General features: G+C 51.9%; 22 protein-coding genes. 11 read left to right on the top strand and 11 right to left on the bottom strand.

Annotated features, from left to right (window positions below):
* The gene (locus ABFZ83_RS03205; protein ID WP_411817988.1) at window positions 1–1,095 is read right to left on the bottom strand and encodes a sulfotransferase family protein; all 1,095 of its coding nucleotides are present in this window, start codon (window positions 1,093–1,095) and stop codon (window positions 1–3) included.
* 235 nt (window positions 1,096–1,330) lie between these two features.
* On the opposite strand from ABFZ83_RS03205, the gene ABFZ83_RS03200 reads away from it, so the two are divergent.
* Window positions 1,331–3,091, top strand: a complete 1,761-nt coding sequence (locus tag ABFZ83_RS03200; RefSeq protein WP_411817987.1) for an autotransporter assembly complex protein TamA — start codon at window positions 1,331–1,333, stop codon at window positions 3,089–3,091.
* The gene (locus ABFZ83_RS03195) at window positions 3,091–6,909 is read left to right on the top strand and encodes a translocation/assembly module TamB domain-containing protein (RefSeq protein ID WP_411817986.1); all 3,819 of its coding nucleotides are present in this window, start codon (window positions 3,091–3,093) and stop codon (window positions 6,907–6,909) included. The genes ABFZ83_RS03200 and ABFZ83_RS03195 overlap by 1 nt, the downstream gene beginning before the upstream one ends.
* 125 nt (window positions 6,910–7,034) lie before the next feature.
* On the opposite strand, the gene rpsI is transcribed toward ABFZ83_RS03195, so the two are convergent.
* Together rpsI and rplM are read right to left on the bottom strand one after the other, a co-directional pair.
* Window positions 7,035–7,517, bottom strand: coding sequence for a 30S ribosomal protein S9 (rpsI, locus tag ABFZ83_RS03190; protein ID WP_411818798.1), 483 nt, complete (start codon window positions 7,515–7,517; stop codon window positions 7,035–7,037).
* A gap of 9 nt (window positions 7,518–7,526) precedes the next feature.
* Entirely contained in the window at window positions 7,527–8,000 is a 474-nt protein-coding gene (gene rplM, locus ABFZ83_RS03185) for a 50S ribosomal protein L13 (RefSeq protein WP_411817985.1), read from the bottom strand.
* Window positions 8,001–8,336: 336 nt separating this feature from the next.
* Between rplM and ABFZ83_RS03180 the strand changes: the two genes are divergently transcribed.
* Together ABFZ83_RS03180 and ABFZ83_RS03175 are read left to right on the top strand one after the other, a co-directional pair.
* Window positions 8,337–8,540, top strand: coding sequence for an NUMOD1 domain-containing DNA-binding protein (locus ABFZ83_RS03180; RefSeq protein ID WP_411817984.1), 204 nt, complete (start codon window positions 8,337–8,339; stop codon window positions 8,538–8,540).
* 137 nt (window positions 8,541–8,677) lie between these two features.
* Window positions 8,678–9,784, top strand: coding sequence for a CNNM domain-containing protein (locus tag ABFZ83_RS03175; RefSeq protein ID WP_411817983.1), 1,107 nt, complete (start codon window positions 8,678–8,680; stop codon window positions 9,782–9,784).
* An 89-nt stretch (window positions 9,785–9,873) separates the two neighbouring features.
* Here ABFZ83_RS03175 and ABFZ83_RS03170 read toward each other — a convergent pair whose 3' ends face one another.
* On the bottom strand, window positions 9,874–10,512 hold the full coding sequence (locus ABFZ83_RS03170; RefSeq protein WP_411817982.1) for a PEP-CTERM sorting domain-containing protein: 639 nt from the start codon (window positions 10,510–10,512) through the stop codon (window positions 9,874–9,876).
* A gap of 313 nt (window positions 10,513–10,825) precedes the next feature.
* On the opposite strand from ABFZ83_RS03170, the gene ABFZ83_RS03165 reads away from it, so the two are divergent.
* On the top strand, window positions 10,826–11,953 hold the full coding sequence (locus ABFZ83_RS03165) for a hypothetical protein (RefSeq protein ID WP_411817981.1): 1,128 nt from the start codon (window positions 10,826–10,828) through the stop codon (window positions 11,951–11,953).
* Here the strand turns inward: ABFZ83_RS03165 and ABFZ83_RS03160 are convergent.
* Window positions 11,941–12,969, bottom strand: coding sequence for a COX15/CtaA family protein (locus tag ABFZ83_RS03160; RefSeq protein ID WP_411817980.1), 1,029 nt, complete (start codon window positions 12,967–12,969; stop codon window positions 11,941–11,943). The two genes, ABFZ83_RS03165 and ABFZ83_RS03160, sit on opposite strands and share 13 nt — an antisense overlap.
* Window positions 12,970–13,118: 149 nt before the next feature.
* On the opposite strand from ABFZ83_RS03160, the gene ABFZ83_RS03155 reads away from it, so the two are divergent.
* Entirely contained in the window at window positions 13,119–13,325 is a 207-nt protein-coding gene (locus ABFZ83_RS03155) for a DUF2842 domain-containing protein (RefSeq protein ID WP_411817979.1), read from the top strand.
* 78 nt (window positions 13,326–13,403) lie between these two features.
* Entirely contained in the window at window positions 13,404–13,946 is a 543-nt protein-coding gene (locus tag ABFZ83_RS03150; protein ID WP_411817978.1) for a J domain-containing protein, read from the top strand.
* Window positions 13,947–13,991: 45 nt separating this feature from the next.
* On the opposite strand, the gene ABFZ83_RS03145 is transcribed toward ABFZ83_RS03150, so the two are convergent.
* The 3 genes from ABFZ83_RS03145 to ABFZ83_RS03135 all read right to left on the bottom strand — a co-directional run bounded on the left by ABFZ83_RS03145 (window position 13,992) and on the right by ABFZ83_RS03135 (window position 15,425).
* Window positions 13,992–14,357, bottom strand: coding sequence for a hypothetical protein (locus ABFZ83_RS03145; protein WP_411817977.1), 366 nt, complete (start codon window positions 14,355–14,357; stop codon window positions 13,992–13,994).
* Window positions 14,358–14,512: 155 nt separating this feature from the next.
* On the bottom strand, window positions 14,513–15,106 hold the full coding sequence (locus tag ABFZ83_RS03140) for a rhomboid family intramembrane serine protease (protein ID WP_411817976.1): 594 nt from the start codon (window positions 15,104–15,106) through the stop codon (window positions 14,513–14,515).
* A 37-nt stretch (window positions 15,107–15,143) separates the two neighbouring features.
* Complete coding sequence (locus tag ABFZ83_RS03135) at window positions 15,144–15,425, bottom strand: BolA family protein (protein WP_411817975.1); 282 nt, start codon at window positions 15,423–15,425, stop codon at window positions 15,144–15,146.
* Window positions 15,426–15,497: 72 nt separating this feature from the next.
* Between ABFZ83_RS03135 and ABFZ83_RS03130 the strand changes: the two genes are divergently transcribed.
* Complete coding sequence (locus ABFZ83_RS03130) at window positions 15,498–16,133, top strand: J domain-containing protein (protein WP_411817974.1); 636 nt, start codon at window positions 15,498–15,500, stop codon at window positions 16,131–16,133.
* Window positions 16,134–16,320: 187 nt separating this feature from the next.
* The gene (cobS, locus tag ABFZ83_RS03125) at window positions 16,321–17,310 is read left to right on the top strand and encodes a cobaltochelatase subunit CobS (RefSeq protein WP_411817973.1); all 990 of its coding nucleotides are present in this window, start codon (window positions 16,321–16,323) and stop codon (window positions 17,308–17,310) included.
* 57 nt (window positions 17,311–17,367) lie between these two features.
* On the opposite strand, the gene ABFZ83_RS03120 is transcribed toward cobS, so the two are convergent.
* Complete coding sequence (locus tag ABFZ83_RS03120; RefSeq protein WP_411817972.1) at window positions 17,368–18,948, bottom strand: AbgT family transporter; 1,581 nt, start codon at window positions 18,946–18,948, stop codon at window positions 17,368–17,370.
* A 168-nt stretch (window positions 18,949–19,116) separates the two neighbouring features.
* Here ABFZ83_RS03120 and ABFZ83_RS03115 point away from each other — a divergent pair, with 168 nt between their 5' ends.
* Together ABFZ83_RS03115 and ABFZ83_RS03110 are read left to right on the top strand one after the other, a co-directional pair.
* Window positions 19,117–19,770, top strand: a complete 654-nt coding sequence (locus ABFZ83_RS03115; protein ID WP_411817971.1) for an outer membrane beta-barrel protein — start codon at window positions 19,117–19,119, stop codon at window positions 19,768–19,770.
* Window positions 19,771–19,905: 135 nt separating this feature from the next.
* Window positions 19,906–21,321: an amidohydrolase gene (locus tag ABFZ83_RS03110; protein ID WP_411817970.1), complete on the top strand. Its 1,416-nt coding sequence runs from the start codon at window positions 19,906–19,908 to the stop codon at window positions 21,319–21,321.
* Window positions 21,322–21,681: 360 nt separating this feature from the next.
* On the opposite strand, the gene prfB is transcribed toward ABFZ83_RS03110, so the two are convergent.
* Together prfB and ABFZ83_RS03100 are read right to left on the bottom strand one after the other, a co-directional pair.
* Window positions 21,682–22,792, bottom strand: a protein-coding gene (prfB, locus tag ABFZ83_RS03105) for a peptide chain release factor 2 (protein WP_411817969.1) whose coding sequence is annotated in 2 segments (ribosomal slippage) — window positions 21,682–22,722 and window positions 22,724–22,792 — 1,110 coding nt in all. Because the reading frame shifts where the segments join, the coding sequence is not laid out codon by codon here.
* Between the two features lie 81 nt (window positions 22,793–22,873).
* The gene (locus ABFZ83_RS03100; protein WP_411818797.1) at window positions 22,874–25,315 is read right to left on the bottom strand and encodes a penicillin-binding protein 1A; all 2,442 of its coding nucleotides are present in this window, start codon (window positions 25,313–25,315) and stop codon (window positions 22,874–22,876) included.
* Window positions 25,316–25,614 lie beyond the last annotated feature (299 nt).

Raw genomic sequence — 25,614 nt, 5'->3', positions numbered from 1 at the left:
TCAATCGGCCTTCGGTCCCGGCCGTTCATATCCCCATTTTTCGATGAAATAGCCCAGACGCGCCTCTACTTTGGCAGCTGCCTCATCGGAATATCCGAAATCATTCTTCTTGAAGGTCGAGACGGATGCAAGATAGTTCTCAAAGTGCGGTTTGGCCGCTGAAAATCCCGGCAAATCGAGCGCATTATAGATCTTTTCGATCGAATCAATTGGCGCTGTATCCAGTTCGTCATAGCGTAGCTCGACCAACTGTTCCTCGGAGACTTCCTCCGCATCTTTTTCGTAGGCGCGCATAACGCGGTCATACACGCTCAATATCGTCTCATCGATATCCACATGATCGTAGCTTTGCAGCGCGAGTTCTTTAAACAATTTTTTATAAAAATTCCGCATAGAGACAAAAACGTCATACGGATTACGATGAATGTGAATAAACTTGGCCGTCGGGAACATCTCGCGCAGCATCGCAAATCGGCCCGTATAGACCGGGTTCTTGATTAATAGCGGGCGTCGCTCCTGATGGAGGTAAAGTTTTCGGAGGAAATAAGAAAACTGTTTACGCCAACCGCGAATTTCTGCGTTTGAGCACCCCTCGAAAAACAGGCCGCGTTCGACGTTTTCCTTGAATGCGCGCGGAAAATAAATGCCGTGATAAAACGACACGTCAGACATGTTCGCAATGGCAATTTCATCTTCTTGCGGACTGGTCGGGGTCACCGGAATATTATCGATATAACGATGTTCCGGCAGTGCTTTTTCGAGCATGGGCTGAAACGCTTTTGCGATACCAAACAGATCCCACGGCAGCCCCGTCGCCACCGGCGGCACGTAGCCCCATTCTCCGCTTTGGCACATCACATTGTAAAGATGGGTCGTACCGGATCTCCAATGCCCAAGAATGAATACCGGAGGTGGCATCTCATCGAGTGATGGGATCCGGCTTTCCATAATCAATTTTTCAGCGGTTGAAATTGGCCATCGACCAATCGCCGCGCCGCCGATTGCCAAACTGTCAATCAGGTTGCTCGGCATTCCCGATCGCCCGATTACAGTTGCCAGCGTACCAAGATTTGCGCCGCTTAACGGATGCGCCATGGAACCTCTCGACCTTTACCCTGTTCAATCAAATCAGGGGCATAGCGCAGTCTGCACGCAATCGCCAGAATCCGTCGCAAAAAGCGAAAAATAAATCACTGGGATTGCTACGATTTTGGCCTTAAATCTGCCACTTGGCAGCACTAGATTAACCATGCCGTGACAGGCTGCCGCAAAGCGTGTCCAGCAAGAAAACAAAAGTGATCGCCTGGTGCGGCAGTCGAGCGAGAGAAAGTTGCGTAGAAAACGGCAAAGCATTGTAATTTCAACCATTTCGTCGGCGCTTTTACTAGCGGCCGCAAGCCATGGTCATGCCGCCGAAAGCTATAGCGCTAAAATCGAGGGTGCACCCAACAGCGTAGGGGCGAAACTTTCGATCATTTCCGAGCTCATGAAAGGGACGCGCGAATACCCGACCGCCGCCGCATTGAGACGCGCGGCGAGACGCGACATCGACGCTTTCAACAACGCCCTCCAGTCCGCCGGTTATTACGATGCGCAGGCGAGCTTCGAACTCATCCCCGCAGAAGATGGCCAGAAGCCTCTGGTGATTTATTCGATTTCGCCCGGCCCGGCCTTTCGCGTTACTGATTATAACATCATCTTTCAAGATGACGGCACGGACCGTCCCGATACGCTGGCCGATGCGAACATAACGCCGACCGGTGCCGCCGATGGTGCGACGCTGCGCAATCAACAAGAAACGTTCCTGACTTATTTGTGGAATAATGGCTATCCGACTGCCGAGATCGTAAACCGCCGAGCGATTGCAAATTTTGAAACCGCAGAAGCCTCTGCCATTTTTGTTTTTAATAGTGGTCGAAAAGCCAGTTTTGGCGAGCCAGTTATTAGCGGGACCAAAAAAACGGACAACTCATTCCTTGCACGAATGAAAACGTGGGAGACTGGCGAGGAATTCGAACGCGCGAAAATGGCGAATTATTATGACCGCCTTCGTGAAACCGGGCTTTTCGCAACGGTCGAGGTCGAACCCGGACAAATCGGCGAAGACGGATTGACACCTATTCTTGTGGACGTCGAAGAACGCAAAAGCCGTACGATAGGTGCAGGTGTTTCCTATTCTACGACCGAAGGCCCCGGCGGCAGATTGTTTTTCGAACATCGCAACATATTCGGTCATGGCGAAAATTTAACTACGGAATTGACCGGCTCGCAGATTGAGCAATCGGTCAATGTATCGATCTCAAGACCTTTACCGCACTTCGGTGCCCGGGCTTTTGCCAGTTCCGCCTTTTTGAATGAGACTACAGACGCGTATGATGCACGGACCTTCGAAATTCTTGGCGGGCTTTCGAAAAAATGGCTGGACGGTCGGCTTGAAACGCGCGGCGCGCTCAAATTGGAAACGTCTAATGTCCGCTCCGACGATAGCGAAGACCGCACCTATTTCGTATCGACACCGCTAAGCGTATTATGGAATTCCGAAGATGATTTACTCGATCCCAAAAAAGGATTTCGCGCTAGCTGGACAGTCACGCCCTACGCAGGTTCAGAAAATTTCACGCAATCAGAGATAACAGCGCGGGGGCGGGTGAACTTCGGAAAGAATGATGTCGTTACCTTGGCAGCACGGACCGGACTGGCGGCAACCTTTGCAAATTCTTTCGATGCCCTCCCCCTCAATAAGCGCTTTTATGCGGGCGGCGCTGGTTCTGTACGCGGCTATGGCTATCAGGAAGCCGGTCCCCTTGATGAAGACCTCAACCCGATTGGTGGACGGTCCCGAATTGATGGCGCATTCGAAGCACGGGTCAAAACCATAAAGAACCTACAATTCGCAGCCTTCATCGATACGGGTTCAGTTTCGACTAATGCGGTGCCGAGCTTCAATGATGAATTCTTTTTCGGTTATGGTGCGGGCGTGCGCTATTATACGCCCATTGGCCCAATCCGCGCCGATATCGCATTTCCGATCGATAAGCGCGAAAGCGACAGCGATTTCCAAATCTATATTGCGTTGGGGCAGCCGTTCTAATGACAATGCACCCCAAAAAAATCGCCTTTATTGGCTTTGTTATTCTCGCCTTGCTCGTTGGTCTTTTACTGACGGCAATTTATGTATTTCCGAATACGGGGCCCGGGCGCGCAATTTTATCTGAATTCGCCGAAGCCCAATTGAGCAAAGCCCTCAACAGCCAATCCGACATCGGCCAAATCAAAGGCACTTTGCCCAATCATATCATCGTCACCGATGTTGTGCTCTCTGATGCCGAAGGTGATTGGCTTTTGGCAGAGGAACTCGAAATTCGGTGGAACCCTCTGGCGCTATTGCGTAAGCGGGTTTCGGTCAAAGATCTTTCATTGACGGGTGTATATCTGCTGCGAGAACCGCCAGCGGGCGACGATACTGATGACGAAGATGCACGGCAGCTTAAAACCATCAGTGATCTTCCTAAAATCGATATTGCCTCAATTCAATTGACCGATATAAACGCGAATTTCAACGGCTCGAAACAACGTATCGACGGTACAGGGGCGATCCATCTGGATGGTGCCGATATTGATATACGCCTCACCATTACGAGCGATGGCGGCAAAGACCATGCTGATATCGCGTTTCAAAAATCGCCTCGTAATGATCGGCTCTATATCGACACGACTGTTAGCGCGGAACCCGGCGGCGTCATCGCTACCCTCGCCGGATTAGAAGCCCCATTACAATTTGCAGCCAAGGGTGACAGCCCCTTGAGCGATGCAACAATCGAAGTCGCATCTGTCGCCGGCAATTATGGAGAGATCGACGCCACTTTCCGATCGGATTTCACCCGATTTTCTGGCGGGGATATCATACTTTATTTTGTACCGGGAAGCCGTCTCGTTGAGACCACAGAACTATCATCGCCTATTGATTTCACTGGCCGGTATGATGCGCGTTCTGATGGCGGTTCGCTGGCGCTAAAACGTCTATCGTCTGCGGTTGGTAATGTGGATGGTCAGATTGCCTGGAACGCCCCTGACGGTATTGTCGACGAAGTTTCCTCGAATATCACCGTCGCCTTCGCCTCTGACTATCGTACAGAAATACAGGCCTTGCTGGGTCAATCGATCAACCTAGTCTCAGTCCTCGATTGGCGGCGAAATGACTACGGCCTGATAGCGACGATTTCAGGATCGCGCGGAACTATAGAGATTGCTGATGGCGAATCTGACCTAAGCAAGAACTTTACCGGGAATGTCTCGCTATCGCTCAATCGCAATTCCGAGTTTACGCAAGCCCTTGCAAACGGATTAACCGCCAATGCCGCAATCAATGCGGATTTAGAAAACGAGATCCGGTTCACACAACTTCGCGCCGAAACCGGAGACGGTTCATCGATCACCGCAGATGGCCTTATCAATCTGAATACCAACACTATCGAAGCCGATGGTGACATTGATATTACGCCAAAATATCTTGCGTTATTTTCTAGCGGCATAAATGCCGCCGGTGACATTTCCGGATCGATGGAAGTCAACGGAACCTTCGATAGAATGACCGTGAATGCGGATATCGTATCGCCCAAACTGACGACCGATAACGGTGTGGTTCCGGCACTTACCATTACTGCCGGCCTTGCCGGTCTACCCAATTATCCCAATGGCGATATTACCGCACGCGCGACTGACGGCGGACCGCGAAAGCTCGATCTGAGCGTACGAACGTCTAACGACGGGAGCATGCGCTTTCCGACCATCTTATATGCCGGGCGCGGATTTAATCTCGGCGGCAGCGCAAACTTGGATAGCGCTCGGCGCACCATAATCCTAGACCTCGCTTATGACGGAGAGCCAGACGCAACGCCATGGCCGGGTATCAACCTGTCTGGCGACGTCACGATTGACGGTGTTCTATCGCGCGATGAGGCGCTGAATGATCTGGCGATTACGGCCACAGAGATCGCCTATAATGACATTAGGTCAACTGGTCTTTCATTAAACGCTGAAGGACCGCCCGGTGCGATATCGGTATCGTTGAATGCGGATCGTCTCTCACTGCCCTCAATGGAGCCCATCGAGAATATCGCTGCGAAAGCACAAATCGACGCGCGCGATGACATAACGATAAGCCTAAATGATTTTAGCGCCCTCGTTTTTGCGACCGATGCACGGCTAACCGCGCCGACAGTCATTACCCTCAATGAAAAAACCGAAATTCAGAATCTACGCCTCGCCTATGGTGCAAAAGGAAGCATCGCTCTTGACGGTATTCTTGAACAGACCCGTTGGCGCGCCGATTTGGCGCTCGATCAGGTCAACATTCCGAATGCCGATGGACGGGTATCAATGACGCTGGCGCTAGACACGGACAACGACATCCCAGCGCGAAGCGATTTTCGCTTGCGCTCATTGCTCCTCACCGAAGAAGAAGCCTCTATTGCGGGCAATATCGTTTGGGACGGCACCCACATACAGATATTGGACGACAAATCCGACGAACGTCTGGATATGGATATCCGATTACCGGCGAAGTTAATCCGCAAGCCGTCTGTCACTGTGGACACGACCGGCGAGATCTCAGGCAAAATCACTTATGATGGCGACATTCAAGCCATCGCCGCCTATTTGCCGCCGACACTTCAGACAATAGAGGGTTCATTATCAACGACCTTTACAATCGGCGGTGACACCGAAAATCCTCAAATTTCGGGGCGTGCGGCGCTCACCAATGGTGCCTATACAGAGATTGAAACCGGGTTCTCTCTCGCTGGTATCCGTATGGAAGCCGAAGCGGATTACACTGGGCCACAAAGCACACTGACCATCACCGGTGGCGGACATGGGGCGGAACAATCTGGTGCCGATACGATCTCTTTCAACGGCACGTTTAGCCTGGGCGAGAACTCCAATCTCGACTTTAACCTAACGGCAGACGGCGCAGAACTATCGGCCGAGCCGGTAAACAAGGTTCTTGCCAACGGCAAAATCAAGATCACCGGGCCACTCGCTAAGTTAGTGGCAAAAGGCAATATCGACATAACCGAACTCGATGCCGAGATTGTTACGCCCGAGAGTACCGGCCTTGTTGATATCGAGGTTATTGCGTATAATGACGAAAATGGTGAACCTGAGCCATTGGCACCAAAATCAGATTCTGGCCTTGAATATAATGTTTCGATCAATGCAGACGACCGGATTTTCATTCGCGGTCGCGGCCTTGAAAGCGAATGGTCTGCGGACGTAACTGCGAACAGTGATCGCGGTGAACCATTGATCTTGGGCGAATTGGACTTGCGCCGAGGCTGGCTCGATTTTTCTGGCCGCAGATTTAACTTAACGCGTGGGCAAATCGTCTTTGACCGGATCAGCCGCAACAATCCGCTACTCGATATTCGCGCAGAACTTGATACGAGCGACGGCGTAACCGCCGCCATCGTGATTTCTGGCCGTGCGACCGAACCGAACATTGCGCTAGAATCGACGCCGTCCCTGCCTTCCGAAGACGTCATGTCGCTCATCTTGTTCGGCAAACCGGCACAGAACCTTTCGGCTTTTGAATCTATTCAAACTGCTGAGGCTCTCGCCTCGCTCGGCGGTATCGGGCCATTCGGCGGCGTAGGCCTAACGGGCAAACTGCGCCAATCTGTGGGGCTAGACCTTCTCAATGTGGATATCGACCCCGAGCAAGGCGGCGGATCACTCACCGCAGGGAAATATGTTGCCGACGGGGTGTTCATTTCGGCAACCCAAAACACCGATGGCGGCAATGGCTCAGTTCGGGTTAAATATGAGGTCACAGACAATATCACCATCGAAACAGAGCTCGAACAGGATGGTGACCAGACCATTTCGGCGAACTGGGAAAAAGATTTTTAGCCTTAAATAACGGCTATAACGCATTGTATTTATATAAGAAAAACGCCGCCCCGAAGGGCGGCGCTTTTGGAAACTCGTATATGTGGGAGGATTGAATAATCCCCCACAAGCAGCCCAAACGCAAATTAACGTTTGGAAAACTGGAATGAACGACGGGCTTTTTTACGGCCGTATTTCTTCCGTTCAACAACGCGGCTATCGCGGGTCAGGAAGCCACCTTTTTTCAGAACCGAGCGAAGCGCTGGTTCGTAGTGAGTGAGCGCCTTAGCGATACCGTGGCGAACCGCACCAGCTTGTCCTGAAGGACCAGAACCAGAAACGGTGCAAACGACGTCAAACTGGGTTTCACGCTCAACAGCAACCAATGGCTGTTTGATAATCATCTGCAGAACCGCACGACCGAAATATTCTGTCTGGTCTTTACCGTTCACAGTGATTTTGCCAGCGCCTGGCTTGATCCAGACCCGAGCGACAGCAGTTTTACGCTTACCTGTTGCGTAAGAACGGCCAAGCTCATCAATTTTTGGCTCACGTAGCGTGGTTTCTTCTGGCGCTTCAACCGCACCAGCTTCAGTAGCAACGTCTTTCAGATCTTCAAGGGATGTCATGCTCATGGTCTAGACGTCTCTCTGGTTTTTAGAATTCATTGCAGCAACATCCAGCTTAACAGGTGATTGCGCTTCATGCGGATGCTCAGCACCAGTGAAAATGCGCAAATGTGTCATCTGCTTGCGGGCAAGCGGAGAGTCTTTTGGCATCATGCGCTCAACGGCTTTCATAAGAATGCGCTCAGGATATGCACCATCACGGAGCTTTTCCATTGTGCGTTCTTTGATGCCGCCCGGATAACCGGTGTGCCAGAAGAACTTCTTGTTTTTCCATTTGTTACCGGTGAAGACGACTTTGTCCGCATTCACAACAATAACATTGTCGCCACAATCAACATGCGGCGTATAGGCGGGTTTGTGTTTACCGCGAAGGCGGGTTGCGATCACCGATGCAAGGCGACCAACCACAAGGCCCTCTGCATCAATCAAGATCCAGTTTTTCTGGGCTTCCGCTTCCGCCGGTTTCATGGCGTAGGTTTTCATGTCTCTATCCTGAATTCTCACGCGGGCACCGCCCGATAAAGGGCACATCCCGCTTTGGAAGCGTGGCAGGTACCCTCAGATACCGGTTAGGTCAACACCCTTCCGATAAATTCATTGAAAACAGGCTATTATTTATGTGGCATTATAATACCACATAAATCATATCAACCACTTAGCACATTTTTTGGGAGCTTTTCAGAGGACAATTTTTTAATTGATCGCCCGCTGCCCCATTGAGCAAAAAGATACCGCATACAAAGGAGTTGAATTCAAAAGTAAATCAAAACAAGTAATATTTAAATCTACACTCATATATTACTGGTTGACCAAAGAACGATGAACAACGACCCGAAAGACGACCCTATTCTCTTTAAACGCTGGTTTGACACGATGGGCTTCAAGAGCAAGCAGGAAGCCGCAAAGGCGCTGAATGTGCATCGCAATACCATCATCAACTACGAATCCGGCCGTCTGCCGGTCCCTCACACGACGAAACTGGCCATGACGGCGTTATTTCACCGTTTGAGCCCTTGGGAATAGACTGCCTCGCGAAGAGCTAATTGAAATTTCGAGCTAATTTCGACAAGCCGATACCGTTTCAGGCTAAAAAACGCTTGAATCATGCCTAAATAGAAAGTTCCTACAATTTCAACAACGGGCGGGCTTTCAATCCAATCATGCTCACATCGCTATTCGCGTTTTTACTCGTTTCAATTGTTGTCTCATTTCTCTGTTCACTCTGGGAATCGGTCCTGCTGAGCATTTCTCCGTCCTATATGAAGGTAAAGCTCGATGCCGGAGACCAAATCGGCGAGACGCTCAGCAATTTCAAAAATAACATCGACAGGCCGCTCGCAGGTATTTTGACGCTGAATACGATCGGCCACACCGTCGGCGCGATTGGCGTTGGTCAGGAAGCCACAAAAATTTGGGCTGAAAGCAATCCGCTGATTACCGGCCTTGCCGTGCCTGCAGCGACCACGGCAGCAATCCTGATCCTTTCGGAGATCATTCCCAAAACGATTGGCGCTACAAACTGGAAGGCGCTCGCGCCCTTCACCGTACGCAGTTTGAAATTCATATTGTTCTTTCTCGCGCCGATTGTCTGGCTTTGCCAGCTAACGACGCGTGTCTTCACGCGCAACAAAGAACAGAGCATTTTTTCAAGAACCGACTTTCTGGCAATGGCGCAGATCGGTTCAGAGGAAGGCGCGCTTGATCAAGCCGAAGTCGAGTTCATCCATAACATTCTGCATTTCAAAAATTTCAAAGCGCGACAGATCATGACCCCGCGTACGGTTACGGTCTCCGCGCCGCAAACCATGACGGCACGGGAATTTTATGACCATCAGGAAGAGCTTACATTCTCGCGCGTTCCCTTGCGCGAAAGCCCTGATAGTGAGAACTTTGTTGGCTATGTTCTGAAAGACGAAATTCTTGAGCATCTGATCGACGATGATGGCGAAAAAACGCTCGCCGATTTCAAACGGAATATCGTTACCGTTCCTGAAAATTACAGTATTTTCCAGCTATTTAATGATTTTATCGAAACCCGAGATCACATTGCGCTGGTTACTGACGATTTTGGCAGTATGTCCGGCGTTGTGACGATGGAAGATGTCATCGAAACTTTGTTGGGCTCAGAGATTGTTGATGAGACAGACCAGATCGTCGACATGCAGGACATGGCAAAGAAACGCTGGCAGGATCGGCGCAAGGCGCTTCGGCGGCTGACGAGCATCACGCAAGCGTCGAAAAACAAACAAGCGCAAACCGAAAATTAACTACAGTCAGATCGGGTCGAGCGAATAGGGACTCCCCCAATATTTGCCCCTACCCGCTCTAACTGCTTAAGACCGGTATTCGTGGATCCTTAGTGGCGTCTTTTGCGCCGCGCGGCAAAGCCAAGCCCGGCTAGTCCTGCAAGGAGCAATGGCGCTGCGGTCGGCACCGGTACGGGTTCCGCTTCAAATCCATTCACATAGAACTGGCGACCATTCCCGACCTCATCAAATGCAAACCGAATAAGCTCGACGCCCGCGATCACCAACGCGACCGCTTCAGCAAACGTGTACTGAACAAATGCATTAGGGTCATTGATCGCAATCCAAAGCGTATCGACATTGTTTGAATTCAGGTCATCATGATCAGCATCCGTGAAAGAGAAATTGCTGACGGTGACCTCGGTATCGAAAGTCAAAGTCACCGCATCCCCTGCCCGAATATTGTCATCCGACGGGTCAGCACATACCGATCCCGGACCCGCAACTAAAACTTCGCAAACACCAAGTCCCGCTGGCTTCCCTTGGTCTAAGTCATCGAAATACGCAAAAAACGCACCAGCACTTAAAGACGTGAACGTCACATCTAATCCGCCGAAATTGATCGTTGTGCCGTCTGCGACACCCCGTTCATTTCCTGCGGCCTCATCCACAAAATCGAGATAGACAGCGTGCGCACTACCGGCAAAAGCCGCCAAGGTCGCCGCTAATCCGAAAACGAGTTTCTTCATAGTCTCAAACCTCCCAACGCCCCCCATCGCACCTTACTGCCGTAAGACTCGCGACCGTCGTAGTATAGCACCAATTGCCCGCTATGCGCACATTTTGTTAACCATTTTTTCCAACCGGATATTCTTTGTAGTGAGGAGTGGCAGTTTTGCTGCATGGAACATCCGTCTGTTAGGTATGGAAAACATCGCAAGTTTCCTGAATTCGCTGTAAACCCATTGAATATTAGGACAATTTTCTTCATTCCTGTATTTGCCGATCGATTGGCAGAGCCGTGCCTGCCCAAAATTCATGGCCACCAACAGGAGCATTATCTTGCGTAAAAATTGTGCTATCGCCTCTATATTCGCGTTTTCCGGGTTATTACTCATCAGCGGATGCGACCAAAAACGCGAAGAAATAGTCGAAAAACCCGTTCCAGTTGTAGATGTCGCAGTCAATTTCAGTGACGAACTCCCAGGGCTCGGTGGCGAAGCGACCGGCCTCGCCTTTTGGGACCACCCCACCCTCTCATTCAACGGCACATTGATTGTCGCGAACGATAGCGGTGTGACCTCCTATAATATGGAAGATGGGAATGCGGTTTCCCGGATTGGGGATCATAAAGCGCAAGGGCTAGCGGTCGGTTATGCGGGCTTTGGGTCACAGGCAGCAGGCTTTGTAACCTTTCTTGATACGGATGAAAGCGCGTTCCGTTTTTACGGTATCGACAATGCGTCGAGAGCCTTTATCCCGCTCGAAACCGGGCCGGAAATCAGAGGGGCCGTCCGTGGATTTTGTCTCGGTCGCGCTCCGTCAGAAAATGCGCCGACGCTTTTCGTAATTCAGAAAGCAAAGCTTCAGGTATTCAATCTTGCTGCTGGTAGCGAAGGCATCCGTGTTGCGAACGAGGCCACAATTGATACGCCGGACGATTTGGTGAGTTGTACGGTCGATGTCGATGGCACAGCCATTTTGGCAAGCACCTCTGGTGCAATATATCGCCTTACTGATGAAACGGCTTTCGACACCCCCTTCGCTGAAGGCGAAATTGCCGATGCCGGTGATATTGTCGTTCTGGCCAGTACAAGCGGCGAGGATAGCGCCATCACGGGCCAGCTTTTATTGCTCGATAAATCGACCGGTCACCTTCACGCCTTTGATCGAAATTCCGGTTTGGCGCTTGGGGTCATCTCATTCAACGACGCCAGTAATCAGCCGGCGACCGGAAACGCCAATGTGTTCAACGCGACGAGCACTAATCTCGGCGCGATCTACCGTAACGGCGTTGCTGCCTTTGGCATTGCCGATAGCGCGAATGAACCATTGGTTCGCCTCGTCCCCGGCAATAGTCTGATGAACGGGCTTTCTGTTGCGGTTGGCGACCCGATCTCCCCGCGCGGGAAATTGGCAGAAACGCCGGAAGATGGGCTTAAAATTCCGACAAATTATCAACCGGAATGATCGCGCGCACCATGCGTAACATATAGGCTGGCTGCAAAAACAAGAATTGCACCGGCCTGATGCGCCAAGCCAAGGCCAATCGGCGTTGCCGCGAGTACCGTCCAGATTCCCAATAAAATTTGTAGGCCGATCATTGCTGCCAGCATGTTCGTGCGCCGCTTGAGCGTGGAATTTCGTGCGGCGAGCCAAAACCAAAGAACGGCACCCGCAAGCAAATATGCGCCCAAGCGGTGATTAAATTGCACTGCCGCCATGGTTTCAAACAGATCGTGAAATCGCGGATGCGCCGTAAAATATCCGTCCGGGATAATTTTTCCATCCATTAAGGGCCATGTATTAAACGTGCGGCCCGCGCGTAGCCCCGCAACAAAAGCCCCCAAGATCATTTGCGCAAAGATACCAATCGACAGTGCAATCGCGCCTATACGGAGTTTTGGTTCCACCACCAGTGTTTTGACGGGCCAAAGATCCAGCGCCAACCAGAACTGCGCCGCGAATACAATTACCGCAAGCGATAGATGCGCCGCTAACCGGTACTGACTAACATCCACACGGTCGGCAAGCCCTGAGCTGACCATCCACCAACCGAGCACACCCTGTAGCCCGCCGAGTACGAACAATCCGAGCAATTTCAGCGCAAGTGGTTTTTTCACCTGACCGGTTGCCATGAAAACAACCATCGGCACCAGAAAGGCAATACCGATTAAACGACCAAGAAAGCGATGCCCCCACTCCCACCAGTAAATCGCTTTGAACTCCTGCAGAGTCATTCCGTAATTGACTTCTTCATATTCAGGAATGGTTTTGTATTTTTCGAATTCGCTGAGCCAATGCGCTTCATTCAGTGGCGGAATTGCGCCGGTGACCGGCCGCCATTCGGTAATCGACAAACCGGAATCCGTTAGCCGCGTCGCTCCGCCGACAATGATCATCAGCGCAACAAGGCCACACATGACCAATAGCCAAATCGCAATACGGCGCGCCGCCGCGGGGGATGATGCACCTGCCTGTGTCATTTCAGCGATCTCTCAGTCCTTTTCCTATTTTTTGCGAAGCAGCCAATTTGCTGCTAGATGCGTCTGCTCATGCTTTAAGACATTTAGCCTCCGCCTGCCCGCGACCCCGCGTCGCGCCAACCGGAAGCCAACGGAATTGAACCTGCGACATGCAACCGCGCGTCAAAAAACTGATCGGATTTGCCCTCTTTCTGCCCGCGCTTGCGCTCTATTTTTTTGCGGCAGCGGCGCTGGGCGAACGCATTCCCTTTAACCAATTATTGCTGGTCCCCTATTATATCATCGCTGGGGTCGCATGGGCGTTTCCGACTAAATACCTGTTGCGTTGGATGAATAGCCCGCCAAAAGATCGTTAATTTCCATAAAGGTTAAATTGGCAAGCCGATTGCATCGCCTTGGCTGAACCCGTCCAATCAGGACGGTAAGAGGCCGATATGAGTACCTTTGACAGCAAAGCGCGCACCTTCCGTCATCGTAATGAGATTAACGTCCAGTTGCGCCTTACGGGCGATCGCGAGCCAATGGCAGCGACAATTTTCGCAAGCCTTGGTGAGCGCGCATCAGATTTGTTGAACGATCAACGCGCGTTTATTCCGATACGGCTTGAGAGCGGCGACACGATTATCGTCGCGAAAAGCCAGATCGCCTCAATTTTGGAACTTCCCTCCGAAGAGCAAAAACCGGACACGAAAAGCCGCAATTTTGACGACAAAACCAATCCTCAAAGCGAGATAAGAAAGTCCGCAAAGGAGACCGGTGATCCCTACTCGCTTTTGCGTGTATCGCCTGACGCTGGGCTCGACGAAATTCGCGCGGCCTATAAAGCTCGTATAAAGGCGGTGCATCCTGATGCGCTGGCTTCACTCTGCCTTGATGAAGATATCGAAAAGGCAGCCGTGCTTGCGACCCAAAAGGTCAATTATGCCTACCGCAAAATTCTGAAAGAGCGCGAAAACACCACCGCCCGCACTGTTTAAATATTGCGCGGATCTTTTGCGTTCAGCGGGCAACCGCGCAGTCTTTTAACGCACCTTGCAATTATATTGGTTCCACTCCGGCTGATCGGCACAAAGCGGCATCGGCTGGCTGTTATGGGAAATAAGATAGGCACTCAGCCCGACCAAAAGAAATACGATCGCAATCGTAATCAGAACCCAAACGGGGATCACAGGCTCATCGTCATCATCGTTTGGAAGACCGTGTGATTTCACTGGTCCTTGAGCAAAGCGTTGTCCGTCAAAATTAGGTTTTGTGGCTGCCGTTGATTTGTTTTGTGTCTCGCTAAATTCAGGGGTTGCGACGTCGGGTACGTTAGGCTCATCGCTTTTGGCTAAGGATAAACTTTGATTATCGGCTGGAACCCCATCCGGTAATTTCACGCGCCCCATAAAATCCCCCGGCTACCCAAGAAACACTACGGCGCAGACTATAACACAGCCCGCCCAATAGACCACAACACCAAAACCACGCTCGGGCCCGGCCTATTTTTGGCGCACTACGGGACTGTAAAAATTGATCTTTTGGTGAACAGGATAATTCTAGATTAAGCGAATAAACCAGTAAGGATGTCCGGCCGCATTAACAGGGTCAACACAACCCCAGCCAACGCGCCACCCAAATGCCCCTCATGCGCAGTTCGGCCACCAGTCCCCACCATCTTGGCTGAGATCAGAATAAATAACCCGCCATAGAGAAAGGCCGGAATACCAAAAGGCACGAACAGAAAATAGATCGGCGTAAATGGCGCGAACATACAAAAGGCGAGGATCACACCAGAGACCCCATCGGACGCACCAAGAGAGCTATAATTGAGATTATCGCGATTAACGTAGAACGAGACGATACCGCTTGCGAGAATAGCGCCAAAATAGACGACCAGAAATCCATCCGTGCCGAGTGCAATTTCGACCACCGGACCGAAAATCAAAAGCGTCATCATGTTGAACAGGAGATGGAAATAATCTCCATGCAGGAATGACGACGTGAATATCCGATAATGCTGTTTCGCGTTCTTTAGCGCACCGACATTGAACAGGAAGCTCCCGACGAAACCGCGGTCAAATGAAAGGCCGTAAACGCTCGCAATTATATTTGCGATCACTAACCCATAGGTCGCCGGCGCACCTGATATTTCCATTATTATTCTCTATTTTCTTTTATCAAAGCGCGCTGACTTATTCTTCTTTCGCGAATTCCTGCGGCGTGAGGGTTTTCATTGCAAGGGCATGAACCGGCCCCGCAAGTTCTTCGCGTAATATCGAATTGACCATTCGTTGCCTAGCGACTCGGGACGCGCCTTCAAACTGCTTTGAGACAATGAGCACACGAAAATGTGACTCACCGCCCTCCCGCGCGCCTGCATGGCCGGCATGCAAATGGGATTCATCAATGACCTCGACCCGCTCAGGCTCTAGCGAGTGAATTAATTTGTTGCGGATTTTTTCTGAAACTGACATGTCCCCAGTCACACCATAAAGGGCACAAACGTCAAGATTGTGTCAAGACGCAACCCGCATCATATTAGGGCTATGACACGTAAAGAATACAAACCGCGGCTGGGATTTGACATCAGAGTTAAACCACCCGGCAGAACCAAAAAAGCGCCGGCTTGGTCGGAGCCTGGTGATCACTCATGCGCAGCTACCGACTGTGACGAAAAGGCTGCCTGTAGCCTGCCGAAATCGCCGCGGGAGCCTAGGGCCCGGATTTGGCTGTGCCTTGCTCATGCGCGGGATCATAACCGCAATTGGAACTATTTTGACGGCCTATCCGAAGACGAAGCCGCCAAAGTCCGTCAGGCCGCCCAGTATGGTGACCGACCCACGTGGTCGATGGGTAAGAATGATCGTGCCCGCGCGGCGGCGAATGCCCGTGGCCCGGCCGATGCGGATGACGCATTCGGGCTGATGGCCGAATCTGTCAAAGAGCGCGCCGAAGAACGTGGCCATTACCGCGGCGGCAAAAAACTGACCAAACTTCAAGTCGGTGCCTTTGACACGATGGCCTTACAATATAACGCCACCAGTTCCGAGATTCGGCGGCGCTATGCGGAGCTTGTGCGGCGCTTCCACCCTGATTCCAATGGTGGCGACCGTAGCGCCGAAGAACAGCTCTCAGAGGTCGTCAAAGCCCATACGATTTTGAAAAAAGCGCAGTTCGTCTAGCCTGCGCCCCCTATGGAGCGGCACCCTAGGTGCCGCTATAATCTCGCGGACGCCTTCGCGACGCCGTGTGCGCGTCAATTTGTTCGCTCTTCACAAGAGGTCAGATATGCCTTTGGCCCTTGTCAGAAGGGCCCTTTCGCGCGAGGGTCCGCGCTCGCATGTGCAAAAGATAAAGAGCATACTGTCCATGACCGTAATTTCTGATGATACTTTCCTCGAAAAGCCAGACACAATGGTGTCGGCCAAAAAGACATTTGGCGTAAATCTCGATATTGAAATTCCCGCTTTTTCCAAGCCGAACTCCTATGTTCCGCCGGTTGATGAGTCCTACCGGTTTGACCCTGAAACGACGATGGCGATTCTGGCTGGCTTTGCGCATAACCGACGCGTCATGGTTCAGGGCTTCCACGGCACCGGTAAATCAACCCATATCGAACAGGTCGCCGCGCGATTGAACTGGCCTTGCATCCGGATCAATCTCGACAGCCATGTGAGCCGGATCGACCTCATCGGTAAGGACGCCATCGTGGTTGAAAATGGCGTTCAGGTCACTGCCTTCAAAGAAGGTATTCTTCCGTGGGCGTTCCAACGACCGGTTGCACTTGTATTCGACGAGTATGATGCTGGCCGCCCGGACGTGATGTTTGTCATCCAGCGTGTTCTTGAGGCTGAAGGCAGACTGACCCTACTCGATCAAAACAAGGTCCTGACACCGAACCCCTATTTCCGGCTATTTGCGACAACCAACACAATTGGCTTGGGCGATACGACCGGGCTTTATCATGGTACCCAGCAAATCAACCAAGGTCAGATGGACCGTTGGTCGGTGGTGACAACGCTGAATTACCTCTCCCATGACGAGGAGACAGAAATTGTCATAGCCAAAGTGCCGCTTTACGATTCCGAGGAAGGTCGCAAAGCGATCGACGCAATGGTCCGTGTTGCGGACATGACGCGGAATGCGTTTATCGCTGGTGATATTTCTACTGTCATGAGCCCCCGTACCGTCATTACCTGGGCCCAGAACGCAGAAATATTCCAAAATATCGGTTACGCTTTCCGGGTTACGTTCTTGAATAAATGCGACGAACTTGAACGGCCAACGGTTGCTGAATTTTATCAGCGTGCCTTTGGCGAGGACCTGCCGGAATCTGCACCGGAAGTCAGTGTCGCCTAAAATCCTACTACACGATAAAATTAAAACGCCCGCTCGAGAGCGGGCGTTTTTTTTTGTTTATTGCTGCGGCAAGGTGTATTCGAGCGGTGCTCCCGGCCCAAGCGGAAGACCGAGCGCAACCCACGCCATCACCAGAATTAAGCCGCCGACCATCAGGAATGCTGAATATGGTAACATCGTCGCTGTCAGGCTTCCGAGGCCAAATCCTTTTTGCCAACGCTGACAGAATGTCAGGATCAATGGGAAATAGACCATCAACGGCGTGATGATATTGGTCGCGGAATCACCTACGCGATAGGTTGCCGTTGTCATTTCAGGACTAATTCCCAACAGCATCAACATCGGGATCATAACCGGTGCTAACAGCGCCCATTTTGCGCTGGCAGAACCAACGAACAGATTGACCACGCCAGTCAATAAAACAAGCAAAGCGAGTGTGATCGGCATCGGCATACCCGACGATTCGATGACATCAGCGCCTTGCACGGCGAAGATCAAGCCGAGATTTGACCACGCAAACATCGCAACGAAATGCGCAGCGGCAAATGCAAGAACAAGATAATATGCAAGATCGGCCATCGCCTCGCTCATCATACGGACAATGTCGCGATGCCCTTTAACCGTTCCCGCAGCAGCACCATAGGCCCAGCCTGTTACCAAAAACAGGACCAGAAACCCGGCCACAAGCGATTTATAGAACGGCGATAATCGCGCTTCTGGTCGCGCCGTTTCGTCAATTAGCGGTGTGCCCGGCCCGATCGTAAAGAAAAGCCACAATGCACAAACCAACAATGCTGCGATGCCTGCTCGGGCAAGGCCGCTTTTTTGTTCTTGCGTCAGCGGCTTATCGCCGTCTTTGACCATCTCACCCGCTGGCCCTTGTGGCTCATAGCCGCCCATGCGTGGCTCAATAATTTTATCTGTTACGAACCAAATGATGGGGAGAAAAATAAACGTCATCACAAAGATGAAATACCAGTTACCGGCAATATTGGCGTCCCATGCAGGAACAATCGATTCAGCCGCTGATTCGGTGATACCGAACAGCAAAGCATCAAGCTGGCCAGGCAGTAAATTCGCGGAAAAACCACCCGATACCCCCGCAAAAGCAGCGGCAATCCCCGCGATGGGATGACGCCCCGCCGCCGCAAACAGAACGCCAGCTAATGGAATGAGAACAACATAAGCGGCATCAGCGGCCAGATTGCCCACCATCGCGACCAAAGCGACCATTGGCGTCAAGAGGAATTTCGGCGCATTTCGAACCGCAGCGCGCATTGCCGTACCGAACAGGCCAGTTCGTTCAGCAACACCGGCTCCCAACATCACAACAAGCACGTAACCAAGCGGGTGGAAATGGGTGAACGTCTTCGGCATATCGACCCAAAGCCTCTGGATATTTTCTGCCGATAAAAGGCTTACGGCCTCAATGATATAGGGGTCATCCGTACCCGCCACGGTTTGCGTCGGATGCGGCGCGGACAATCCAGCTAATGCCGCAACGATACTGATCGCAACGAGAACAATGATAAGATAGAAGAAGATGAAGACCGGATCAGGCAAGCGATTGCCCGTCCGTTCGACCCATCCCAGAAAGCCCTTTTGCTGCATCGCTGCGCCAGAGGAAGCTCCGGTCATAAAATTATCTCCCTGATATTTTTGGATAATCTGACCAAATTTGCCGTGCTACGCAAATTTTCTTCGGTGATACCGCCGATTACATCCTAACAAAAATCAATGAAACCGTTCTCCTCCATCCCTGTTGGGACCACACGAGCAAGTAATGAAATGCGTATTGGAGGTACTATGTCTTTGGATAAATCGACGTTTCTGCTGAACTCGGCTGCGATAGCCGCAGGTGCTGCTCTTTTTGGCGCAACAGCAAATGCTCAAAACTATAATGGACCAACCGAAACAACCGGCCCCTATCTTTCAGGGGGATACAACTATCTCGATTTCGATGAAGACCTTGGTGGCGACGCACATGTAAGCGCCATCACAGCCCGCGCTGGCTGGCAGTTACACCCTAATTTCGGCGTCGAAGCCGACGCCAGTTTCGGCATTGATAATGGCGAGTTTGATTTTGATGGCGACGAAGATGATTTCGACCTCGACGACAACGAAGATAGTGATTTCGACGATGTTATCGCCGGTCCCGGCGATCTCGGCCTTGATTACCTGATTGGTTTTTATGGCCGCGCAACCATGCCTTTGAGTGATCGCTTCGACGTTTCCGCCCGAGCCGGTTATGCGTTCGCTGAAATCGATTCAACTGTTGCGACCGTGGGCGGCAACGAATTGGTCTTCGGCGGATCCGATGACGGTTTTGCGGTCGGTGCATCTGCGGCCTATGACCTCACTGAATCCATGGCCATCCGCGCCGATTACACCCACTATGAATTCGATACATCCAACGCCGAGAGCTTTGGAATCAATCTCGAATATAAATTCGGTGTATAACCAAAACGCATAGGCGGCTTCAATTTATGTTGCCGCCTATCACAATAGAGATACTCAAAATATACTCAGAAATCATGACAACAAGCCGGTTTTCATGGCACTATTCCCATTGATTCAATAATCGAAGGGAACACCATGAAACGCTGGCTTTTGTCTGTTGCACTTGCTGTTATTCCAGTAGTTGCGAATGCTGATGAAAATGTCCTCAAAAAAATTGATGCGAAATACGATGACACTGCGATGGTCGCCCAAAAATTGTGGGAATGGGCAGAAGTTGGTTATCAGGAAGAGCGGTCATCTGAATTATTGCAAGACCGCCTGAAAGCGGCTGGCTTCAAAATCACCAAAGGGGTCGCAGATATTCCGACTGCCTTCACCGCAGAATTTGGCACGGGCGGACCGGTAATCGGGATCCTCGCCGAGTTCGACGCCCTTCCCGGCATCAATCAGGACGCTTCACCAAACCGTTCACCTATTGACGGAAAAGCAGCAGGTCACGCATGCGGCCACAATCTGTTCGGCGCAGGCTCTTTGACGGCGGCAATCTCAATCGCTGAATGGCTTGAAGAAACCGGCACACCCGGACGCATCCGTCTATATGGCACGCCTGCCGAAGAAGGCGGCAGCGGTAAAGTTTACATGGTACGTGCCGGCCTTTTCGACGATGTAGACATTGCGCTTCATTGGCATGCGGGAGACGAGAACTCCGCCGCCGCGAGAACCACCCTCGCCAATCGATCTGCAAAATTCCGGTTTAGCGGTGTTTCCGCACATGCCGCTGGCGCACCGCACCGCGCACGCTCAGCCCTTGATGGGGTCGAAGCGTTCAACAATATGGTCAACCTGATGCGCGAGCACGTACCGCAACAATCACGTATTCACTATGTGATTACACAAGGCGGATTGGCACCGAATGTTGTGCCGGATTTCGCGGAAGTATTTTATTATGTCCGTCACCCTGACGCGGACGGCGTTGAAGCAATTTGGGAGCGTGTCGAAGATGCAGCGCGCGGTGCGGCGCTCGGCACCGGAACCGAAGTTGAATGGGAAGTTATCCACGGCAACAATCCGCTTTTGGTCAATGAAACATTGGCAAAAATGATGGACCAAAAACTCCGTGAAGTGGGTGGTATAAATTATACCCCTGCGGAGAAAAAATTCGCCAAAGAGATACGAAAATCATTTGACGACCCTCGCCTCGACTTGGGCAGCGAAAAAGAAATTCAACCCTATTCGCGCTCTCTCGGCTATGGTTCGACTGATGTCGGCGATGTTTCTTATGCGACCCCAACTGTCGGCATCCGCACGGCAACCTGGGTTCCAGGAACATCCTCGCATAGCTGGCAAGCCGTTGCCGCAAGCGGAACGTCGATCGGATATAAAGGTGCGCAAATTGCCGCAAAAGCGATGACGCTTGGTGCGATTGAGCTGTACACCAACAAAGATCTGCTGGAAGCCGCCCGCGAAGAATTCGAAGAAGCGCGTGGCGAAAACTATAAATATAAGTCGCTTCTTGGTGACCGCGAACCACCGCTTGATTATAGAAAGTAATGACAAAAAAAGGCGCGATCGCGTGCTGCGATCGCGCCCTTCCCATTTATCCTTAGCCAGCAAACCAGACTTCGCTATTTTTCCGAGTATGTTCTGTTGCGTGGGTCGGGATCCATGTAACAATTGCCGCTAGCGGCAAGCCTATTCAATGCTCCTTCGTCTGCTTCACCATTTCGTCGGTACAAGGAGGGGATAGTACCTATAAGGACTATCGAACGCCTAAATTGCCTTTAGGTCAACAACAAAACGCGTTAACCATTTTCACGATTTAACACCCTGTTAACCTTGGTTAACAAGAGGTAAATTTTCTTATATTTTCACTAATATTTTGAGCGCAAGATTGCGCGGCGGCGCAGCTTTCTAAGCCGCGTCACCACCAACACGTTGTGCAAGTGCAGCACTCATAAATCCGTCGACTGCACCATTCAAAACCGCATCTGGGTCCTGATGTTCAACTTGCGTGCGCGTATCTTTCACAAGCTGATAGGGCTGGAGCACATAAGACCGGATCTGGTGCCCCCAACCAATATCAGTTTTTGACGCCGCCTCGGCGGAGGCCGCCTCTTCGCGCTTTTGTAACTCCAGCTCATAAAGCCGAGCGCGCAACATGTTCCAAGCGGTTGCGCGGTTTTTATGCTGCGACCGCTCATTCTGGCACTGAACCACGATATTGGTCGGAATATGGGTTATCCGCACAGCAGAGTCCGTCGTGTTGACGTGCTGCCCACCAGCGCCCGAAGCGCGGAACGTATCGATCCGGCATTCGCTTTCGTTGATTTCAATATCAATTTTATCGTCGATCACGGGATAAACCCAGACGGATGCAAACGAAGTGTGACGCCGCGCATTAGAATCATAAGGCGAAATGCGCACGAGCCGGTGAACCCCCGACTCCGTCTTCATCCAGCCATAGGCGTTGTGCCCCTTAATCTGGATCGTCGCCGATTTGATGCCAGCTTCGTCACCGGGCTGCTGCTCAATCACATCAACCTTATAGCCGCGCTGTCCGGCCCAACGCACATACATTCGAAGTAACATCGACGCCCAGTCATTGGACTCTGTACCGCCGGCACCCGGATGGATTTCAACAAAGCAATCATTGCCGTCGGCTTCACCCGATAAAAGCGCTTCGATCTCGGCGTTCTGCGCTTTGTCGCGCAACGCAGTCATCAACTCCTGCGTTTCGTCGAGACTTTCCTCATCGCCTTCTTCGGTCGCCATTTCAGCGAGCGCGGTCAGGTCTTCGAGTTCACTTTCGAAATTGCCAACGGCGTTCATCTGGTTTTCAAGCGAGGTGCGCTTTTGCATCAGCGCTTGTGCCTCTTCGGGATTATCCCAAAGCGTCGGGTCTTCTGAACGAGCGTTTAGTTCGTCGAGTTCTCTTTTGGCTGCATCCCAGTCAAAGACGCCTCCTCAGCAGTTCCATCGACTGCTTAATTTCCTCAACGAGGGATTCCAATTCAGCGCGCATCTGCGCTCTCTCCTGCAAATAGTACGTGGCGCAGCAACGTATTGTTGCCGCGGTCGTTGGATATAGGGTGAATACGGCCTTCTAGTAAAGACCGTTCAAATCGTCCTGCGCATCTTCGGCCCGTGGTGCCGCACTTAGAGGATCAAGCGATAACTCGTCCCGCGTTGGGTCAGCGCCAATCACATCATCGGCTTTGAAGGCCTCAAGGATGACATTGCGATCACCACCAGTTGCCGGTCGACCCGTTTTCGCATTGACCCGAACAAGCCGCACACCAGAGGGAACCCGGAACGGGATACCGGCTTCGTCTTTTAGTGCCTCGACCATGAAGTCCGCAAAGATCGGCGCTGCGACTTTGCCGCCCGCTTCACCCTGCCCCAAAGTTTGCGGCAAATCGAAACCGACATATACGCCCGCTGCCAAATCTGGCGAGAACCCGACAAACCACGCATCTTTATAATCGTTGGTGGTGCCTGTCTTACCCGCGAGTGGCTTGTTCGTCGCACGTCGAATGGCAGAACCTGTGCCGCGAATAACAACCCCTTCGAGTAAAGATGTAACCTGATATGCCGTACGCGGATCAATGACTTGGTCCCGCGTGTCCAAAAGTTGTGGCTCTGACTGGCCGGACCAAAACTCTGCATTACAGGATGGGCAATTCCGTGTATCGCGCTTGTAGATGGTTTTGCCCGTGCGGTCCTGAATACGATCGATGAAAACTGGATCGACACTCTTGCCGCCATTTACAAACACCGAATACCCGGCCGTAATCCGCATCAGGGTTGTCTCCCCGGCTCCGAGGGAAATTGCCAATTCGCGCGGCAAGCTGTCAGACAGATTGAACTTGTTCACGTAATCGATGATGCGCCCGATGCCGAGATCTTGCGCCAGGCGCGCGGTCATCGCATTTCGTGATTGCTCAATGCCCAGCCTTAGCGTGCTCTCACCGTAATAGCGGCCCGCAATATAATTGCCCGGTTTATACCAGCTATCGAGACTTGGGGCGACGAATGGCGCATCAAGAACGATTGACGCCGGCGTATAACCGCTATCAAGCGCAACAGAATAAACAAACGGCTTGAACGTCGAGCCGGGCTGACGTTCTGCCTGAACCGCACGGTTGAACTCCGATTGCTGGAAGGAGAAACCACCGACCATCGCCACAACGCGGCCCGTGTGCGGATCAATGGCAATGAGACCACCATTAACCGCTGGTGCCTGACGCAATGCGTAGACATCTGTGCCTTCCTGAACGCGCTCTACATAAACGACGTCCCCGCGCGACAGGACCGCAGACGCAGCGGTAATCTCTTCACCCAGATCATTTGCAGAAATATATTGGCGCGCCCAAGTCAGGTGCTCGAGCGGTATCGATGCTTCTTCACCATCAGGGAAACCAATTTTTGCCGCTTCAGTATTCGCCGAAAGAACCAATGCTGGCCGCCACGGTGCCATGTCATCAGAGACCTTACGCGCATTCCGCAGCTCGTCGATCTTTTCGGAAAATACTTCCGCCCAGTCATCAGTGACGTCCATCGAGCTAATTGCGCCGCGCCACCCATGACGTTGGTCATAGGTCACGAGCCATTTTCGTAGGGCCTCACCAGCTTTTTTCTGAAGATGCGGGTCAATTGATGTCCGGACGGATAGCCCCCCATCATAAAGGGCCTCAACGCCATAGAGATCCACAATCCGCTTACGGACTTCTTCGGCAAAATATTCCATGGTCCAATCACGCGCACCAAGTGGTGGCGCGATTTGTGCGCCCAATGGCTGCGCGCGCGCTTCCTCGGCTTGATCTGGCGTGATGTGACCATCGTCGCGCAAGCGTCCGATAACCCAATTTCGACGCTCTACCGCGCGCGATTCATTATGGATCGGATGGTAATTACTCGGCCCTTTGGTAATCGCAGCAAGGTAAGCCGCTTCAGCAATTGAAAGGTCACTGAGCGATTTATCAAAATAGTTCAGGGCCGCCGCCGCTACACCATAAGAGCGATTCCCTAGATAAATCTCGTTGAGGTAAAGTTCGAGAATATGGTCTTTTGTATAGGTGCGTTCCATTTTACGCGCGATCAGCATCTCGCGCAGTTTACGCTCGATGCGCTGCTCGCTGGTCAAAAGGAAGTTTTTGGCAACCTGCTGCGTGATGGTTGAACCACCCTCAAGACGGCGGCCTCTAAGCACGTTACTGATATTCGACAATTGAGCGCGGGTAATACCGCGCAGATCAATCCCGCCATGCTCGTAGAAAGTTTTGTCTTCGGCGGATACGAATGCGTATTTCACGTGATCCGGCATCGATTCAATCGGAACAAAAAGCCGACGCTCGCGAGCGAATTCAGCGACCAGTGATCCGTCACCCGCATAAACCCGCGTCGTCACCGGCGGCGCATAATTCGCCAGCGCCTGATAATCCGGAAGATCAGCATTGAGCTTGTTCAAATACCAGGCAGAGAAACCAGCAACGCCAATTATGCCGAGCGCGCCAATGGCCAATGCAAGTCCCATTAATCTAAACACGACGCCTATCGCTCCACCATCATTGCCAGAACCGGACTTTTTAGGTTGCTTTTTTGTTGCTTCTGCCTTCGGGGTCGCACGCCGTGGCGCTGCGAGGGGCGCAGCAATTGGCGGCTCCTCCGCCTCATCCTCTTCGGTCAAAACAACGTCGCTCTCGTCGACGTCTTCATCTAGGTCGCCGAGGACCAACTCGTCTTCGTAATCTTCGGGATCGTCCTCAAACGATGCGTCTTCATCACCGAACATATCATGTTCAATCGCATCATCGGGCTCGCGCTCCCTAACATCCTCTGCCGACG

Origin of the sequence: Hyphococcus formosus (genome assembly GCF_046736345.1) — a bacterium.
Lineage (GTDB): Bacteria > Pseudomonadota > Alphaproteobacteria > Caulobacterales > Parvularculaceae > Hyphococcus > Hyphococcus formosus.
The sequence above is the reverse complement of the archived record's forward strand: the minus strand, read 5'-3'. Positions and strand labels throughout refer to the sequence as shown.

Coding starts and splice junctions, on each gene's coding strand:
- ABFZ83_RS03160 (WP_411817980.1), bottom strand. CDS start 12,969: ATGACACAGGCAGGTGCATCATCCCCCGCGGCGGCGCGCCGTATTGCG.
- cobS (WP_411817973.1), top strand. CDS start 16,321: ATGACCGTAATTTCTGATGATACTTTCCTCGAAAAGCCAGACACAATG.
- ABFZ83_RS03135 (WP_411817975.1), bottom strand. CDS start 15,425: ATGTCAGTTTCAGAAAAAATCCGCAACAAATTAATTCACTCGCTAGAG.
- ABFZ83_RS03150 (WP_411817978.1), top strand. CDS start 13,404: ATGAGTACCTTTGACAGCAAAGCGCGCACCTTCCGTCATCGTAATGAG.
- ABFZ83_RS03175 (WP_411817983.1), top strand. CDS start 8,678: ATGCTCACATCGCTATTCGCGTTTTTACTCGTTTCAATTGTTGTCTCA.
- rpsI (WP_411818798.1), bottom strand. CDS start 7,517: ATGACATCCCTTGAAGATCTGAAAGACGTTGCTACTGAAGCTGGTGCG.
- ABFZ83_RS03130 (WP_411817974.1), top strand. CDS start 15,498: ATGACACGTAAAGAATACAAACCGCGGCTGGGATTTGACATCAGAGTT.
- ABFZ83_RS03155 (WP_411817979.1), top strand. CDS start 13,119: ATGCAACCGCGCGTCAAAAAACTGATCGGATTTGCCCTCTTTCTGCCC.
- ABFZ83_RS03205 (WP_411817988.1), bottom strand. CDS start 1,095: ATGGCGCATCCGTTAAGCGGCGCAAATCTTGGTACGCTGGCAACTGTA.
- rplM (WP_411817985.1), bottom strand. CDS start 8,000: ATGAAAACCTACGCCATGAAACCGGCGGAAGCGGAAGCCCAGAAAAAC.
- ABFZ83_RS03120 (WP_411817972.1), bottom strand. CDS start 18,948: ATGACCGGAGCTTCCTCTGGCGCAGCGATGCAGCAAAAGGGCTTTCTG.
- ABFZ83_RS03170 (WP_411817982.1), bottom strand. CDS start 10,512: ATGAAGAAACTCGTTTTCGGATTAGCGGCGACCTTGGCGGCTTTTGCC.
- ABFZ83_RS03115 (WP_411817971.1), top strand. CDS start 19,117: ATGTCTTTGGATAAATCGACGTTTCTGCTGAACTCGGCTGCGATAGCC.
- ABFZ83_RS03195 (WP_411817986.1), top strand. CDS start 3,091: ATGACAATGCACCCCAAAAAAATCGCCTTTATTGGCTTTGTTATTCTC.
- ABFZ83_RS03110 (WP_411817970.1), top strand. CDS start 19,906: ATGAAACGCTGGCTTTTGTCTGTTGCACTTGCTGTTATTCCAGTAGTT.
- ABFZ83_RS03140 (WP_411817976.1), bottom strand. CDS start 15,106: ATGGAAATATCAGGTGCGCCGGCGACCTATGGGTTAGTGATCGCAAAT.
- ABFZ83_RS03180 (WP_411817984.1), top strand. CDS start 8,337: ATGAACAACGACCCGAAAGACGACCCTATTCTCTTTAAACGCTGGTTT.
- ABFZ83_RS03145 (WP_411817977.1), bottom strand. CDS start 14,357: ATGGGGCGCGTGAAATTACCGGATGGGGTTCCAGCCGATAATCAAAGT.